A 14232-nucleotide genomic window follows, 5' to 3' on the forward strand; every position below is an offset into this window, starting at 1 on the left:
CCAGCATGACTCGATCCGAACGTCCCGTCCGTAAGCGGCCGGCAAATGCACGCGGCGCCCAGACCGGCGGCTCCGCGAAGACCGGCGGCTCCGCGAGGAGCGCGGGCCGGAACACCGGCCGGGGCGCCGGCAAGGGCGGTGCCCGCAAGGTCGCGCCGCCGCAGGAGTTCTCGCTGCCCGAGACCATCACGCCCGCGCTGCCCGCCGTCGACTCCTTCGACGCGCTGGACATGCCGGCCGCGCTGACCAAGACCCTCGCCGCCCAGGGCGTCACCGAGCCCTTCCCGATCCAGGGCGCGACTCTGCCCAACTCCCTTGCCGGGCGCGACGTTCTCGGCCGGGGCCGCACCGGCTCCGGCAAGACGCTCGCCTTCGGGCTCGCCCTGCTGGCGCGCACCGCGGGCCGCCGGTCCGAGTCCAAGGCGCCGCTCGCCCTCGTCCTGGTGCCCACGCGTGAGCTCGCGCAGCAGGTCAACGACGCGCTGACGCCGTACGCCACCGCCGTCAACCTGCGCATCGCCACGGCCGTCGGCGGTATGTCGATCAGCAGGCAGGCCGGGGCGTTGCGACGCGGTGCCGAGGTCCTTGTGGCCACCCCCGGGCGGCTCAAGGACCTCATCGAGCGGGGCGACTGCTCCCTCGGCCGGGTCGCGATCACCGTGCTCGACGAGGCCGACCAGATGGCCGACATGGGCTTCATGCCGCAGGTCACGGCGCTGCTCAAGCAGGTCGAGCCGGACGGACAGCGGCTGCTGTTCTCGGCGACGCTCGACAAGAACATCGACCGGCTCGTGCGGATGTTCCTCACGGATCCCGTGGTGCACTCCGTCGACCCGTCGGCGGGCGCGGTGACCACCATGGAGCACCACGTGCTGCATGTCGCCGACGAGACCGACAAGAAGGCCGTCGCCCTGCGGATCGCGGCGCGCGACGGCCGGGTCATCCTCTTCGTGGACACCAAGCGCGGCGCCGACCGGTTCACCAAGCGGCTGCTCGCCAGCGGCGTACGGGCGTCCGCACTGCACGGCGGACGCAGCCAGCCGCAGCGCAACCGCACCCTCGACCAGTTCAAGAACGGTCTGGTCACCGCGCTCGTCGCCACCAACGTGGCGGCCCGCGGCATCCACATCGACGACCTGGATCTGGTCGTCAACGTCGATCCGCCGACCGACCACAAGGACTACCTGCACCGCGGCGGCCGTACGGCCCGCGCGGGGGAGTCCGGCAGCGTCGTCACCCTCGTACTGCCCGAGCAGAAGCGGGAGATGACCCGTCTGATGGCGGACGCCGGCATCACCCCGCGTACCGCCCGCATCAAGTCCGGCGACGAGGAGCTGGCCCGCCTCACCGGCGCCCGCGAGCCCTCCGGCGTGCCGGTGGTCATCGAGGTGCCGCAGCCTGCCGAGCAGCCGAAGCAGCGGCCCAAGTCCCGGCGCGCGACCGGGGGCGGGGCCAGGCGTCCGTCGGCCACCGGTGCGGGTGGCGCGGCCACCGGCACGGCCACAGGCCGCCGTACCGGTGGCGGCGGCGGTGCCACCGGCCGTCGTACCGACACCGGCGGCGGCGCGGCTACCGCCCGCTCGGGCGGCCGCGGGCGCGCCCCGCAGCGCCGCACGGAGCGTGGCGGACAGGGCGGCGGCGGACGCCGGGCCGCGTGACGGCTCTCCCGGGGGCGCGATCTGAACTGCGGGCTGTCCGCGGCTGATCGCGCCCACGCGGCGGCGCCGCACGCTGTCAGAGCACCGCGCCCCTGAAGGGGCACGCCGCAGCCGCCGGAGTCGTCAGACGTTGCCCAAGAACCCCGGATCCACCGAGTCGAGCTTCAGGGCGAAGTCCCGGTGCAGGCTGAGGATCTCGGCCAGTGGCACCGCGCGGCGGCTGGTCGAGTGCATGTCCCGGCGGGCCTCGGCCGACCACAGGAAGGGCACGACGGACAGCCCCTGCGTCCCGGTCAGCGCACCGGACTCGGCGCGCCAGCCGGGCCACCGCAACGTGTCGTAGAAGTGATCCGTGCCCTCGCTGAGGAGCCAGTGGAGCCAGGCTCCGTGGCCCACTTCGAGGGCCTCCCAGCGCAGGGAGTCCGGCGCGAAGTACACGATCTCGCCGGGACGTCCGGGACGGCCCGCAGCCTCCGGGTCGGGCCCGTTCATGACGAAGACCCCGCCGAGGACGTCATGGCCGACGACGAGCCCGTTGAAGGGCCGCCAGGCGGGATCGAACCGCTCGGGGAATCCGTTGACCTCGGCGAGGCTGGGCAGGTCCGTGGACGCCCCCGGCAGCCCCGTCGACGCACCGGCGCCCGGGCTCCCGTAGATCCGCACCCACCCGCTGTCCAGCACCACCCCACCGCAGTTGAGCACCATCCCGCCCAGCCAGGACCGCGCGGTGATCTGCAGTTGGAGCAGGGTGGAGCGGCCCTGTGCCGGGTCGCCGGGCAGCACGTCCATGGACACCCCGCTGGTGTCGAGTGCCTCGGACAGCACCGGCCAGGCAGGTTCCTCGACGTCGGTCAGCTCGGTCAGGTCTCGCATGGATTCCCCGTGGGTTGTCCGGGCCGGAGCACCGCGCTCAGTAGGCCATCGTGCGCTCGCGGCGCACCGAATAGGTGATGAAACCGGCGCCCAGGCCGAGGAAGAGCGTGCCGCCGACGATGTACGGCGTCGTGTCGACGCTTCCGGTGTCGGCGAGCTGGGTGTGCTCCTCACTCGACTCCGTGCCCGACTCTGCGGACGTCTGCACCGTGTTGGTGGTCGTCGTCGCGGAGGTTGACGCCGAGACGCTCGGAATGGGTTCGTCCTGGGTCGCGTTGGCGGACGGGACGAACCACAGGGCCCCCAGGAGGGTCCCCGCGGCGGTGGCGGTCAACAACGATCGACGTGCGGCGGACACGAAATATCGATCCCCTTGTGGCGCTGGCGAATTGGCCGTGTGGGGCGATGCTAATGAAAGGCGCGGGTCGTGGGAAAGTCGCGCAACCCATGGGTCGTACGCTCCGTCCCATGAGTACTCCTGAGACATCACAGTTTGTACGGCTTCGTGTCGAACTGGTGCTGGAAGTCGACGACGCCGACGCCGTCACCAAGGCCGCGCTGCGCCGTATCGCCGACGACGCCGGCATGCCGGCCGACGAGCGCACGCACGCCGAGAGCGCAGTGACAGAAGACACTGCCGAGGCCCTCGCGTATCTGGTGGATCCGTTCGACCTGGTCAGCGAGGTGCCGGGGATCGAGCTCGCCCAGGCTTCCTGGAGCAGCGAACCCATCGACTACGACCCCGATTCGCCGGATTGGGACCTCGACGAGGATGATGCTGCCGAGGACGACGAAGAAGACGCGCGCGGCTGACGCGGCTTGGGGGAATCGTGACCCCGGGCGGCAACCGCCGTCCGGGGTTTCGTCGTCTCAGCAGACGCACTGGCCACTTCCGCACCACTCGGTCCACTCTCTGGACGTGGTGTGTCCCACACATCTGCGGGATGTGGAACGGGACGAAACGGCCGTAGCGTTGATGGTTTCGACGGGGCTCTCGTGTCTTTTGGTGATTCGGCGACGATGGAGAAGCGTGTGATGACGGACAGTAAGCGGCGCAAGGGTCTGATGGCCGCGTCCGCACTGCTCGGCGGGGTGCTGGTGCTCTCTGCGTGCAGCGGAGGCAGCGACAAGGCCAGCGCGTCGGACGGCGGCGACAGCACGTCGCAGGCCAAGGTCGACGAGGCCGCGGCCAAGAAGACCTCCGAGGCCCAGATCAAGATCACGCCCAAGGACGGCTCCGACAACGCCTCGATCAACAACGGCGCGGCGGTCACCGTGAGCAAGGGCACGCTCACGTCCGTCACGATGCAGACCGCGGCCGGCACCGCCGTCGCCGGTCAGATATCCGCCGACAAGAAGAGCTGGAAGCCCTCCGGCCAGCTCGCGCGGGCCACCACGTACAAGATCGCTGCCGAGGCCAAGGACTCCGCGGGCCGCACCGCCCATGAGAACACCTCGTTCACCACTGTCTCCCCGGCCAACAGCTTCATAGGCAACTTCACGCCGGAGGACGGCTCCACCGTCGGCGTCGGCATGCCGGTGTCGATCAACTTCGACAAGGCGATCACGAACAAGTCCGCGGTGCAGAAGGGGATCACCGTCTCCTCCAGCAGCGGCCAGGAGGTCGTCGGGCACTGGTTCAACGCCAACCGCCTGGACTTCCGCCCCGAGAACTACTGGACCGGCGGCTCCACCGTCACCCTCAAGCTGAACCTCGACGGCGTCGAGGGCGCGAGCGGTGTGTACGGCGTGCAGCAGAAGACGGTCACCTTCAAGATCGGCCGCAACCAGGTCTCCATCGTCGACGCCCAGACCAAGACGATGAAGGTCACCCAGGACGGCAAGGTCATCAAGACCATCCCGATCTCCGCGGGCGCTCCGGACCACACGACGTACCAGGGCCAGATGGTGATCTCCGAGAAGTTCAAGGAGACCCGGATGGACGGCTCGACGGTCGGCTTCACGAACGACGACGGCAAGGGCGAGTACGACATCAAGGACGTACCGCACGCCATGCGCCTGTCGAACTCCGGGACCTTCATCCACGGCAACTACTGGGGCGCCAAGTCCATCTTCGGCGCGGTGAACACCAGCCACGGCTGTGTCGGCCTGTCCGACACCAAGGGCGCGGGCGACGCGAACACGCCTGCCGCGTGGTTCTACAACCACTCGCTGATCGGTGACGTCGTGGTCGTCAAGAACACCGGCGACAAGACCATCGCCCCGGACAACGGCCTCAACGGCTGGAACCTGGACTGGGCGGCGTGGAAGGCCGGTTCGGCCGCGTAATCCCGCCTCAGCTCCCGCTTCCGACGGCGGCGGTCCCCTTTCCCGGGGGCCGCCGCCGTCATGGCTTCGGGGGTCGACATGTGGAGCACAGGGTTCCGAGGCCGCGCACAGTCCAATCAACCGGCAAAGCACAGCCTTCTCATCGTTCTCTTATCCCGGCCTTATCGCGCCATCACGAGCCGTACCTAGCTTGCGGCCCATGTTCTTCACCTACCTGAGGCGCGAACTGCGCCGCCGCAGAAAGGCGGCCCTCGTCGTCGCCTCCGGACTCGCCCTGGGCATCGCCCTGGTCATCGTGGTCAGCTCCGTGTCCTCGGGCATGGAGAAGGCCCAGGGCAAGGTCCTCCAGTCGCTGTACGGGCTGGGTACGGACATGACGGTCACCAAGGCCGCGGCGCCCGCGTCGAGCAGCAGCGACCGTCCGCGCTTCAATTTCGACGCCCAGGACAACGGCTCCGACAAGGAGCAGAGCAGCGACCGTGTCATGGTCCAGGGCTTCCAGACCCTGGCCGCCTCGACGGTCTCCAAGGTCGACTCCCAGAAGGGCGTCGCGGACTCCGTCGGCGGGCTGAGCCTCCAAGTCATCCGCGTCAACGGCCAGTTCACACGGGGTCAGTTCCAGCAGAACCAGAACGGCGGCAACCAGCAGGGCGGCCCCGGCGGCGCCCAGCCCTCGCCCCAGGGCACCGTCAAGGGCGGCGGCGCCGACTTCGACGTCAACAACTACTCGGTCTATGGCACCGACGTCACCAAGCCGGCCCTCGGCCCGCTGACCTCGTCGAAGATCACCAGCGGTCGTACGTTCACGACGTCCGAGACCGACGCCAAGGTCGTCGTCGCCGACAAGTCGTACGCCGAGGAGAAGAAGCTCAAGGTCGGCAGCACCGTCACCATCAAGAGCGTCAAGTACAAGGTCATCGGCATCGCGACGCCCGACAGCGGTGACGCGGCGGCCAACCTGTACATCCCGCTCAAGCAGGCGCAGACGCTCAGCGACTCCAAGGACAAGGTCACCACGATCTACGTCAAGGCGTCCGACTCGCAGCAGATCAGCAGCGTCAAGAGCACCATCCAGAAGAACATCTCGGGTACGACGGTCACCACCTCCGCCGACCTCGCCGACACCGTCTCCGGCTCCCTGTCGACCGCCTCCAGCCTCGCCTCGAACGTCGGCAAGTGGCTGTCCATCGCGGTGCTCGTGGCCGCGTTCCTGGTCGCCGGTCTGCTGACCTCCTCCGCCGTCTCCCGCCGGGTGCGCGAGTTCGGCACCCTCAAGGCGCTCGGCTGGAAGTCGGGCCGGGTGACCCGCCAGGTCGTCGGTGAGGCCATCGTCAACGGTCTGGTCGGCGGTGCCCTCGGTATCGCGCTCGGCCTCGCGGGCGCCTGTGTCGTCACCGAGATCAGCCCCACCCTGCAGGCGCAGGTGGGCAGTTCGGGCGGTGGCCAGGGCGGCGGTCCCGGCGGCGGTGGCTTCGGCGGTCCCGCCCGGCAGACCGCTTCCAAGGCCCTCGACGTCGCGCTCACCGCGCCCGTCAGCCTCGACACCATCGTCGTCGCGGTCGCCCTCGCCGTCACCGGTGGCCTGATCGCCGGTGCCTTCGGCGGCTGGCGCGCCTCCCGGCTGCGGCCCGCGGACGCCCTGCGCCGCGTCGAATAAGCCCCGCCCCCTCAGGGGGTGTCGTGTGGACCAGGCCGGGCTCGCGGGGCCTGGCACGCACATCTGCGGCGTTGTCGTCGGTTGCCGACGCTCCGCGTCGTCGCCCTCCTCCGCCTTGCAGCTGCACGCACCAGGCCCCGCTCCCTGATCCGGCCTGATCCACACGACACCCCCTACGTACTTACATATCCCAGGAGTTGCACCATGTACGAACTCAGAGGCGTCACCAAGCGCTATACGCGGGGCAAGGAAACGGTCGACGCGCTCGCCGGTATCGATCTGACCATCGGGGACGGCGACCGGCTCGTCATCCAGGGCCCCACCGGTGGCGGAAAATCCACCCTTCTTCAGATGCTCGGCGGGCTCGACCGCCCCACCGCGGGCAGTGTCGAACTCGACGGCACGGACATGGCGAAACTGTCCGAGGCGAAGCTCACCAAGGTGCGCAGCGAGAACATCGGCTTCGTCTTCCAGAGCTTCAACCTGATTCCCACGCTCACCGCCCAGGAGAATGTGGAGACCGCCCTCGTACCCCTCGGTGTGAAGACGAAGCAACGGCGCGAACGGGCCGCCGCGGCACTGGAGTCGGTGGGGCTGGCCGAGCGGCTCGGGCATCTGCCCGCCGAGTTGTCCGGTGGTCAGCAGCAGCGCGTGGCCATCGCCCGCGCCTTGGTCAAGCAGCCGAAGGTGCTGCTCGCCGACGAACCCACCGGAAACCTCGACGAATCCATGCGCGACGAGATCATGGATGTACTGGAAGCCATGTGGAAGGAGCACGGGCTCACTTTCATCATGGTCACGCACGACTCCGCGATCGCGAAGAAGGCCCCGCGGCTTGCCACGATCCGCAAGGGCAGGATCACTGTCAAGGAGAACGCGGGAGCATAAAGGAGCACAAAGAGGGGAGTGCGGGAGCTTGGCGGAACAAGTCCGTCAACTCTTTACAGCTACCTCTCTATTGAGCGGCCGATCACCCCCCGGCATACTTGCGTTTTCCGGGGGGTGTGCGCGCATGCGTACGGGACGTCCCCCGGCCGGACGAATCGGGAATTCGCCCGGACCTCATCTCCAGGGGGAGACTTGCGCAGACAAGTGAAAAGAGCGTGCGCGGCGACCATCGCCACGGCAGCAGCCGTGGCCCTGGCGGCGGGAATGACCAGCCCGGCGTCCGCGAAGCAGGAACACGCGAGCAGCGCGTCCAAGGCCGGGCTCGTGGCCCGGCACCACATCACGCTGATCACCGGTGACCGGGTGGCCGTCGACGCCAAGGGCCGTGTCGTCGGCTTCGAACGCGCCAAGGGCCGCGCCCACATACCCGTCTCGATCCGCAAGGCGGACGGTCACACGCTCGTGGTGCCGGCCGACGCCCAGCGCCTGATAGCCGGCGGCAAGCTGGACCAGCGGCTGTTCGATGTCACCGAGTTGAACAAGGCGGCGACTCGCAAGGCCCAGAAGCAGGGCCTGAAGCTGATCGTCGGCTACAAGGGAGCCGCGACCGCCGCCAAGGCCGACGTCCGCGAGGCGGGCACGCTCCGCCGGACCCTGAAGTCCCTGAACGCGGACGCGGTGCTGACGCCGAAGCAGGACGCGGCGGAGCTCTGGTCGGCGGTCACCAACGGCGGCAGCGCGGCCTCCGGCATCGCGCACGTCTGGCTGGACGGCGTCCGCAAGGCGAGCCTCGACAAGTCGGTGCCGCAGATCGGCGCCCCGAAGGCGTGGGCGGCGGGCTACGACGGCAAGGGCGTCAAGATCGCCGTGCTGGACACGGGCGTCGACGCGACCCACCCGGACCTCAAGGACCAGGTGATCGCGGCCAAGAACTTCTCCACCTCCGCCGACGCCACCGACCACTTCGGCCACGGCACGCACGTCGCCTCGATCGCGGCGGGCACGGGCGCGAAGTCGAACGGCAAGTACAAGGGTGTCGCTCCCGGCGCGAAGATCCTGAGCGGCAAGGTCCTCAGCGACGACGGCTACGGAGACGACTCCACCATCCTCGCGGGCATGGAGTGGGCCGCCGACCAGGGCGCCGACGTCGTCAACCTGAGCCTGGGCGGCGGCGACACCCCGGAGATCGACCCGCTCGAGGCCGAGGTCAACAAGCTCTCCGAGCAGAAGGGCATCCTCTTCGCGATCGCCGCCGGCAACGACGGCGACTTCGGCGAGCAGACCATCGGCTCCCCGGGCAGCGCGGCCGACGCGCTCACCGTCGGCGCGGTCGACGACAACGACAAGCTGGCGTCCTTCTCCAGCCGCGGCCCCGGCCTCGACGGCGCCATCAAGCCCGATGTGACCGCACCCGGCGTGGACATCACGGCGGCCGCGGCCCCGGGCAGCCTCATCGACAAGGAGGTCGGCGAGAAGCCCCCGGGCTATCTGACGATCTCCGGTACGTCGATGGCGACCCCGCATGTCGCGGGCGCGGCGGCGATCCTCAAGCAGGAGCACCCGGACTGGACGTTCGCCGAGCTCAAGGGTGCGCTGACCGGCTCCGCCAAGGGCGGCAAGTACACGCCGTTCGAGCAGGGTTCGGGCCGTATCGCCGTCGACAAGGCGATCAAGCAGTCCGTGATCGCCGACCCGAACTCGGTGAGCTTCGGCGTCCAGCAGTGGCCGCACACCGACGACAAGCCGGTGACCAGGCAGCTCACCTACCGCAACCTCGGCAAGACCGACGTCACCCTGACCCTCTCGGCGACCGCCACCAACCCCAAGGGCCAGGCGGCTCCTTCGGGCTTCTTCAAGCTCGGCGCGAAGACGGTCAAGGTCCCGGCGGGCGGCAAGGCCTCGGTCGACGTCACCGTCAACACCAAGCTGGGCGGCACCACGGACGGCGCGTACTCGGCGTACGTGACGGCCACGGGCGGCGGCCAGTCGGTGCGGACCGCGGCCGCCGTGCAGCGCGAAGTGGAGTCGTACGACGTCAAGCTGAAGTACCTCGTGCGTGACGGGCAGCAGCCCATCCACCTCACCGACCTCTACGCCTACTCGGGCCTGGCCAACGGGCGGGACTTCTTCTCGCAGGGCACCGGGGCCACGGAGACCATCCGCGTGCCCAAGGGCACCTACATCCTCGACTCCCAGCTGGTCAAGGACCTCACCACCATCGAGGGCGGTATCGACTGGCTGGTCCAGCCCAGGCTGAGCGTCACCAAGAACACCACGGTGACCGTCGACCAGCGCACGGCCAAGGCCGCCGACATCACGGTGCCGGACACCCAGGCGAAGCCGGTGTCCGCGATGGTCTCCTACATGTTCGACCCGGCGGGCGTCGGCGTCGGCGTGGGCCTGGACTCCTTCCAGGACCTGCGGGTCGGCCACATCGGCCCGGCGGTCTCCTCCGGTCTGTTCCAGAGCTGGTCGGGTACCTGGACCAAGGGCGACAGCACCGAGTACGACGTGTTCACCGGCGCCAAGGTCACCAAGCTGCAGGGCGCGCACGTCAAGCACTACAAGGCGAGCGAACTGGCCACGGTGAAGACGAACCTGGGGGCGGCGTCCTCCGGCAAGACGGGTGCGGTCACCGCGTACGGCTTCCTGCCGAGCGACTTCTCCTTCGGGATCGGCGTCGAGCAGAAGCTGCCGGGCACGCGCACGCTGCACGTCTCCACCGGTGACCAGGTCCAGTGGGGCCTCGACTTCGAGCAGTACGGCGGCAAGGACGCCCAGGGCTTCCCGATCAGCGAGGCCTTCTACACACTGGGCGACCCGCAGACCTTCAAGGCGGGCAACAGCTACACGAAGACGTTCAACACCGGTGTCTTCGGCCCGAAGATCGGCGGTCTGTACGGCGTCTACCGCGACGGCAAGTACATCAGTGGCTATCTGCCGGTGTTCGCCGACGGCCAGTCGCACGCCGGGGCCTCGCTCTACACCTCGGTCAAGACCACCCTGTACCGCAACGGCACCAAGGTCGCCGAGACCGACGACCCGCTGGACGGCAGCGGCCAGTTCAAGGTGCCGGACGCGGACGCGGCGTACAAGCTGACCACGTCCATCAAGCGTTCCGTGAAGGTGGCCGCGGCCTCCACGCGGATCGACGCGAGCTGGACCTTCCGCTCCAAGAAGGTCGACACGGCGAAGCTGCCGGTCTCCACGGCCCGCTTCGGCGCGTCCCTCGGCCTGGACAGCCGCGGGCCCGCCGACCAGAAGGTCACCATCCCGGTCACCGTCCAGGGTGCGGCCGCGGGCTCCAACCTCCAGTCGCTGTCCGTGTACGTCTCGTACGACTACGGCCAGACGTGGACCAAGCTCGACGTCAAGAACGGCAAGATCACCTTCAAGAACCCGGCGAAGGGAAAGGGCATCTCGTTCCACGCCAAGATCGCCGACAAGAAGGGGAACAAGTCGACGATCTCGATCTACAACGCGTACTACGGGAAGTGAGGCGTGAGGTGTCGGCGGCCGGGTTTCGCTGAACGCTGACACGACCGGACGGCCCGTCGGAAGGAGCGCTTCCGGCGGGCCCTCCGTGTTTGTGTGGGGGCATGACCGTTTCGACTGTCGAATACATCCGGTACCGGATTCCCGAGCAGCAGTCGGCGGAGTTCCTGGCCGCCTACACCCGGGCCGCCGCCCAGCTGGCCGCGGCCCCGCAGTGCGTCGACTACGAACTCGCGCGCTGCGAGGAGGACTTCGAGCACTTCATCCTGCGGATCACCTGGACGTCGACCGAGGACCACGTCGAGGGCTTTCGCAAGTCCGACCTCTTCCCCGACTTCCTCGCCGACATCCGCCCCTACATCGGCAGCATCGAGGAGATGCGCCACTACAAGCCGACGACGGTACGGGGCACGGGCGCGTCCGTGCCCACGCTCTACGCCTGGGCGGGCGGCGCCGAGGCCTTCAGCCGTCTGACCGAGGTCTTCTACGACAAGGTCCTCAAGGACGATCTCCTCGCCCCGCTGTTCGCGGACCTCGCCCCCGAACACGCCGCGCATGTCGCCCTCTGGCTCGGCGAGGTCTTCGGCGGACCGCCGGAGTACTCCGGGACCCAGGGCGGGCACGGGCACATGGTCGCCAAGCACTTCGGCAAGAACATCACCGAGGTCCAGCGGCGTCGCTGGGTGAACCTCCTCCAGGACGCGGCGGACGACGCCGGCCTTCCCACCGACGCCGAGTTCCGCTCCGCGTTCGTCGCGTACGCGGAGTGGGGGACACGCCTGGCCGTGTACTTCTCGGGGCCGGACGCGGTGCCTCCGGGGGAGCAGCCGATCCCGAAGTGGACGTGGGGGTCGGCCCCGCCGTACCGGGGGTGAGGGATGGGTTTCTCCGCGCCCCGAAAAGGGGCGCGGGGAACTGCGCAGTCTTTTGGCGGGGGCCTGGGGGCGGCAGCCCCCAGGGACGATGGGGGTCCCCCCGCTCGAGCGAAGCCGAGAGTGGGGGAGGGCAGGGGCGGAGGAGCCGAAAAAGATTACGGCGGTGACGCGGCGCCCGCGCGGGTCGCGTCCCTTCCCCAGGACGCCAGCAGGCGCAACGCCTCCGCCGAGGCGGACCCAGGCTCCGCGTGATACGTGATCAACGCCTGCTCGCTGTCGTCGGACAGCCGGAACGACTCGAACTGCAGCGCCAAGTCCCCGACCAGCGGATGCCGCAGCCGCTTCACACCGTGGGTCTTCTCCTTCACGTCATGCGTGGCCCACAGCCGCCGAAAGTCCTCGCTCTTCACGGAGAGCTCGCCGACCAGGGCCGAGAGCTGCGGATCGTCCGGATGACAGCCCGCGTCCATGCGCAGATGGCAGACGATGTCGATCGCCTTCTGTTCCCACTCCACGAACAGCTCGCGGTACTCGGGCTTCAGGAACACCATCCGCGCCCAGTTCCGCTCCTGCGGCGGCAGCTCCGACCAGTCCCCGAAGACGGCCGCGGCCATCCGGTTCCACACGAGGATGTCCGAGCGCCGCCCGGTGATGTACGCCGGGACGCCGTCCAACGTGTCGAGCAGTTGCCGCAAGGCCCCCCGCACCTGCTGCGGCCGAGCCGTCTGCTTCTTCTTGTGCTGCTTGGGTTTCGCGAGGTGGGTGAGATGCGCGTGCTCGGCGTCGGTGAGCCGCAGGGCGCGGGCGATCGCGTTGAGCACCTCGGCCGACACGTTCCGCCCGTTGCCCTGCTCCAGGCGCGTGTAGTACGCGACGGACACCCCGGCCAGCTGCGCCAGCTCCTCGCGGCGTAGCCCGGGCACACGGCGGTGCCGCCCGAAGTCCGGCAGCCCGACGTCCTCCGGCTTCAGCCGGGCCCGGCGGGTGCGCAGGAACTCGCTGAGCTCGGCACGCCGGTCCAGCGGCTGCCCCGTTCCGCCCGCGGGACCCGGAGAGGGATGTTCATCCATACGTCCAGTATTCACGGTCGTACGCAGAGAAGCCTGACCCCGCCAGTAGTAGGACCAGCGAACGTACGCAGAACTGTGGCCTGGGTGAATGCTGTGAGCCGGGGCAAGCTGAATCCTGTGCCCGACCGAAGGCAGCCGGGCACAGGACAGACCACTCCTTAGGAGAACCCCCGGCATGACCACTGTTGCTGCGTACGCCGCTCCCGCCGCCAAGGCTCCGCTGGAGCGCACCACCATCGAGCGTCGCGAGGTCGGCGAGTTCGACGTCCTGATCGACATCAAGTTCGCCGGTATCTGCCACTCCGACATCCACCAGGCCCGCGAGGGCTGGGGCGAGGCCATCTTCCCGATGGTGCCGGGCCACGAGATCGCCGGCATCGTCTCCGAGGTCGGCTCCGGTGTCACCAAGTTCAAGGTCGGCGACCGCGTGGGCGTCGGCTGCCTGGTCGACTCCTGCCGCGAGTGCGAGAACTGCAAGGCCGGCCTGGAGCAGTACTGCACCGGCGGCAACGTCGGCACGTACAACGCCGTCGGCAAGGACGGTGAGCCCACCTACGGCGGCTACTCCGAGAAGATCGTCGTGGACGAGAACTTCACCGTTCGCATCCCCGACGGCCTGTCCCTCGACGAGGCCGCGCCGCTGCTCTGCGCCGGCATCACCACGTACTCCCCGCTCAAGCACTGGAACGCCGGCCCCGGCAAGAAGGTCGCCGTCCTCGGCATGGGCGGCCTCGGCCACATGGGCGTCAAGATCGCGCACGCGCTCGGTGCCGAGGTCACGGTCCTCTCCCAGTCGCTCCGCAAGAAGGACGACGGACTGAAGCTGGGTGCCGACCACTACTACGCCACCAGCGACCCGAAGACCTTCGAGGAGCTGAAGGGCACCTTCGACCTCATCCTGTCGACGGTCTCGGCCCCGCTGAACCTGGACGCGTTCCTGTCCTTGCTGAAGACGGACGGCGCCTTCGTGAACGTCGGCGCCCCTGAGGAGCCCGTCAAGCTCAACCTCTTCTCGGTGATCGGCGGCCGCAAGACCCTCGCGGGCTCCGGCATCGGCGGCATCCAGGAAACCCAGGAGATGCTCGACTTCTGCGCCGAGCACGGCTTCGGCGCCGAGATCGAACTGATCAGCGCCTCCGAGATCAACGACGCGTACGAGCGCGTGCTGGCGAGCGACGTCCGCTACCGCTTCGTGATCGACACCGCCACGATCTAGTTCTCGTGCGCGGAGCACGATCCAGTTCACGTGCGGAGAGGGCGTCGACAGGTCGTACGGCCGGTCGGCGCCCTCGGCGTTCCCGTCGTACGACTCGGGTATCCGCGTCTGCGCGAGTACGTGACCGCCGGGCGCGCCGAGCAGAGTCATCTCGTACGTGAACTCGCCCATGGGCGTGGCCAGTCGGACCGGGCGCGAGGTGAACGCGCCG

11 protein-coding genes are annotated in these 14232 nt (G+C 69.0%); 8 read left to right on the forward strand and 3 right to left on the reverse strand.

Annotated elements, in window-relative coordinates; translation table 11 throughout:
* Nucleotides 1-5 precede the first annotated feature (5 nt).
* Nucleotides 6-1658 carry a DEAD/DEAH box helicase gene (locus AB5J53_RS30500; protein WP_369248820.1) on the forward strand — a complete coding sequence of 551 codons (1653 nt, stop codon included), beginning with the start codon at nucleotides 6-8 and terminating at the stop codon, nucleotides 1656-1658.
* A 123-nt stretch (nucleotides 1659-1781) separates the two neighbouring features.
* Here AB5J53_RS30500 and AB5J53_RS30505 read toward each other — a convergent pair whose 3' ends face one another.
* Both AB5J53_RS30505 and AB5J53_RS30510 read right to left on the reverse strand, forming a co-directional pair.
* Complete coding sequence (locus tag AB5J53_RS30505) at nucleotides 1782-2531, reverse strand: DUF2625 family protein (protein WP_369248821.1); 750 nt, start codon at nucleotides 2529-2531, stop codon at nucleotides 1782-1784.
* 37 nt (nucleotides 2532-2568) lie between these two features.
* Nucleotides 2569-2889: a hypothetical protein gene (locus AB5J53_RS30510; protein ID WP_369248822.1), complete on the reverse strand. Its 321-nt coding sequence runs from the start codon at nucleotides 2887-2889 to the stop codon at nucleotides 2569-2571.
* A 110-nt stretch (nucleotides 2890-2999) separates the two neighbouring features.
* Here AB5J53_RS30510 and AB5J53_RS30515 point away from each other — a divergent pair, with 110 nt between their 5' ends.
* The 6 genes from AB5J53_RS30515 (at nucleotide 3000) to AB5J53_RS30540 (ending at nucleotide 11735) form a co-directional block, all read left to right on the forward strand.
* Entirely contained in the window at nucleotides 3000-3344 is a 345-nt protein-coding gene (locus AB5J53_RS30515) for a hypothetical protein (RefSeq protein ID WP_369248823.1), read from the forward strand.
* 207 nt (nucleotides 3345-3551) lie between these two features.
* Nucleotides 3552-4820 (forward strand): Ig-like domain-containing protein, encoded by a 1269-nt coding sequence (locus AB5J53_RS30520; RefSeq protein ID WP_369248824.1) that lies wholly within the window; start codon nucleotides 3552-3554, stop codon nucleotides 4818-4820.
* 199 nt (nucleotides 4821-5019) lie between these two features.
* On the forward strand, nucleotides 5020-6477 hold the full coding sequence (locus tag AB5J53_RS30525) for an ABC transporter permease (RefSeq protein ID WP_369248825.1): 1458 nt from the start codon (nucleotides 5020-5022) through the stop codon (nucleotides 6475-6477).
* A gap of 204 nt (nucleotides 6478-6681) precedes the next feature.
* Entirely contained in the window at nucleotides 6682-7365 is a 684-nt protein-coding gene (locus AB5J53_RS30530) for an ABC transporter ATP-binding protein (protein WP_369248826.1), read from the forward strand.
* A gap of 204 nt (nucleotides 7366-7569) precedes the next feature.
* On the forward strand, nucleotides 7570-10863 hold the full coding sequence (locus AB5J53_RS30535; protein WP_369248827.1) for a S8 family serine peptidase: 3294 nt from the start codon (nucleotides 7570-7572) through the stop codon (nucleotides 10861-10863).
* Between the two features lie 101 nt (nucleotides 10864-10964).
* A complete protein-coding gene (locus AB5J53_RS30540; protein WP_369248828.1) occupies nucleotides 10965-11735 on the forward strand; it encodes a group II truncated hemoglobin in 771 nt (256 codons plus the stop codon).
* 155 nt (nucleotides 11736-11890) lie between these two features.
* On the opposite strand, the gene AB5J53_RS30545 is transcribed toward AB5J53_RS30540, so the two are convergent.
* Entirely contained in the window at nucleotides 11891-12805 is a 915-nt protein-coding gene (locus AB5J53_RS30545; RefSeq protein ID WP_369248829.1) for a helix-turn-helix domain-containing protein, read from the reverse strand.
* 175 nt (nucleotides 12806-12980) lie between these two features.
* Here AB5J53_RS30545 and AB5J53_RS30550 point away from each other — a divergent pair, with 175 nt between their 5' ends.
* Nucleotides 12981-14021 carry an NAD(P)-dependent alcohol dehydrogenase gene (locus AB5J53_RS30550; RefSeq protein ID WP_369248830.1) on the forward strand — a complete coding sequence of 347 codons (1041 nt, stop codon included), beginning with the start codon at nucleotides 12981-12983 and terminating at the stop codon, nucleotides 14019-14021.
* Nucleotides 14022-14232 lie beyond the last annotated feature (211 nt).

This window comes from Streptomyces sp. R41 (assembly GCF_041053055.1).
Classification (GTDB): domain Bacteria; phylum Actinomycetota; class Actinomycetes; order Streptomycetales; family Streptomycetaceae; genus Streptomyces.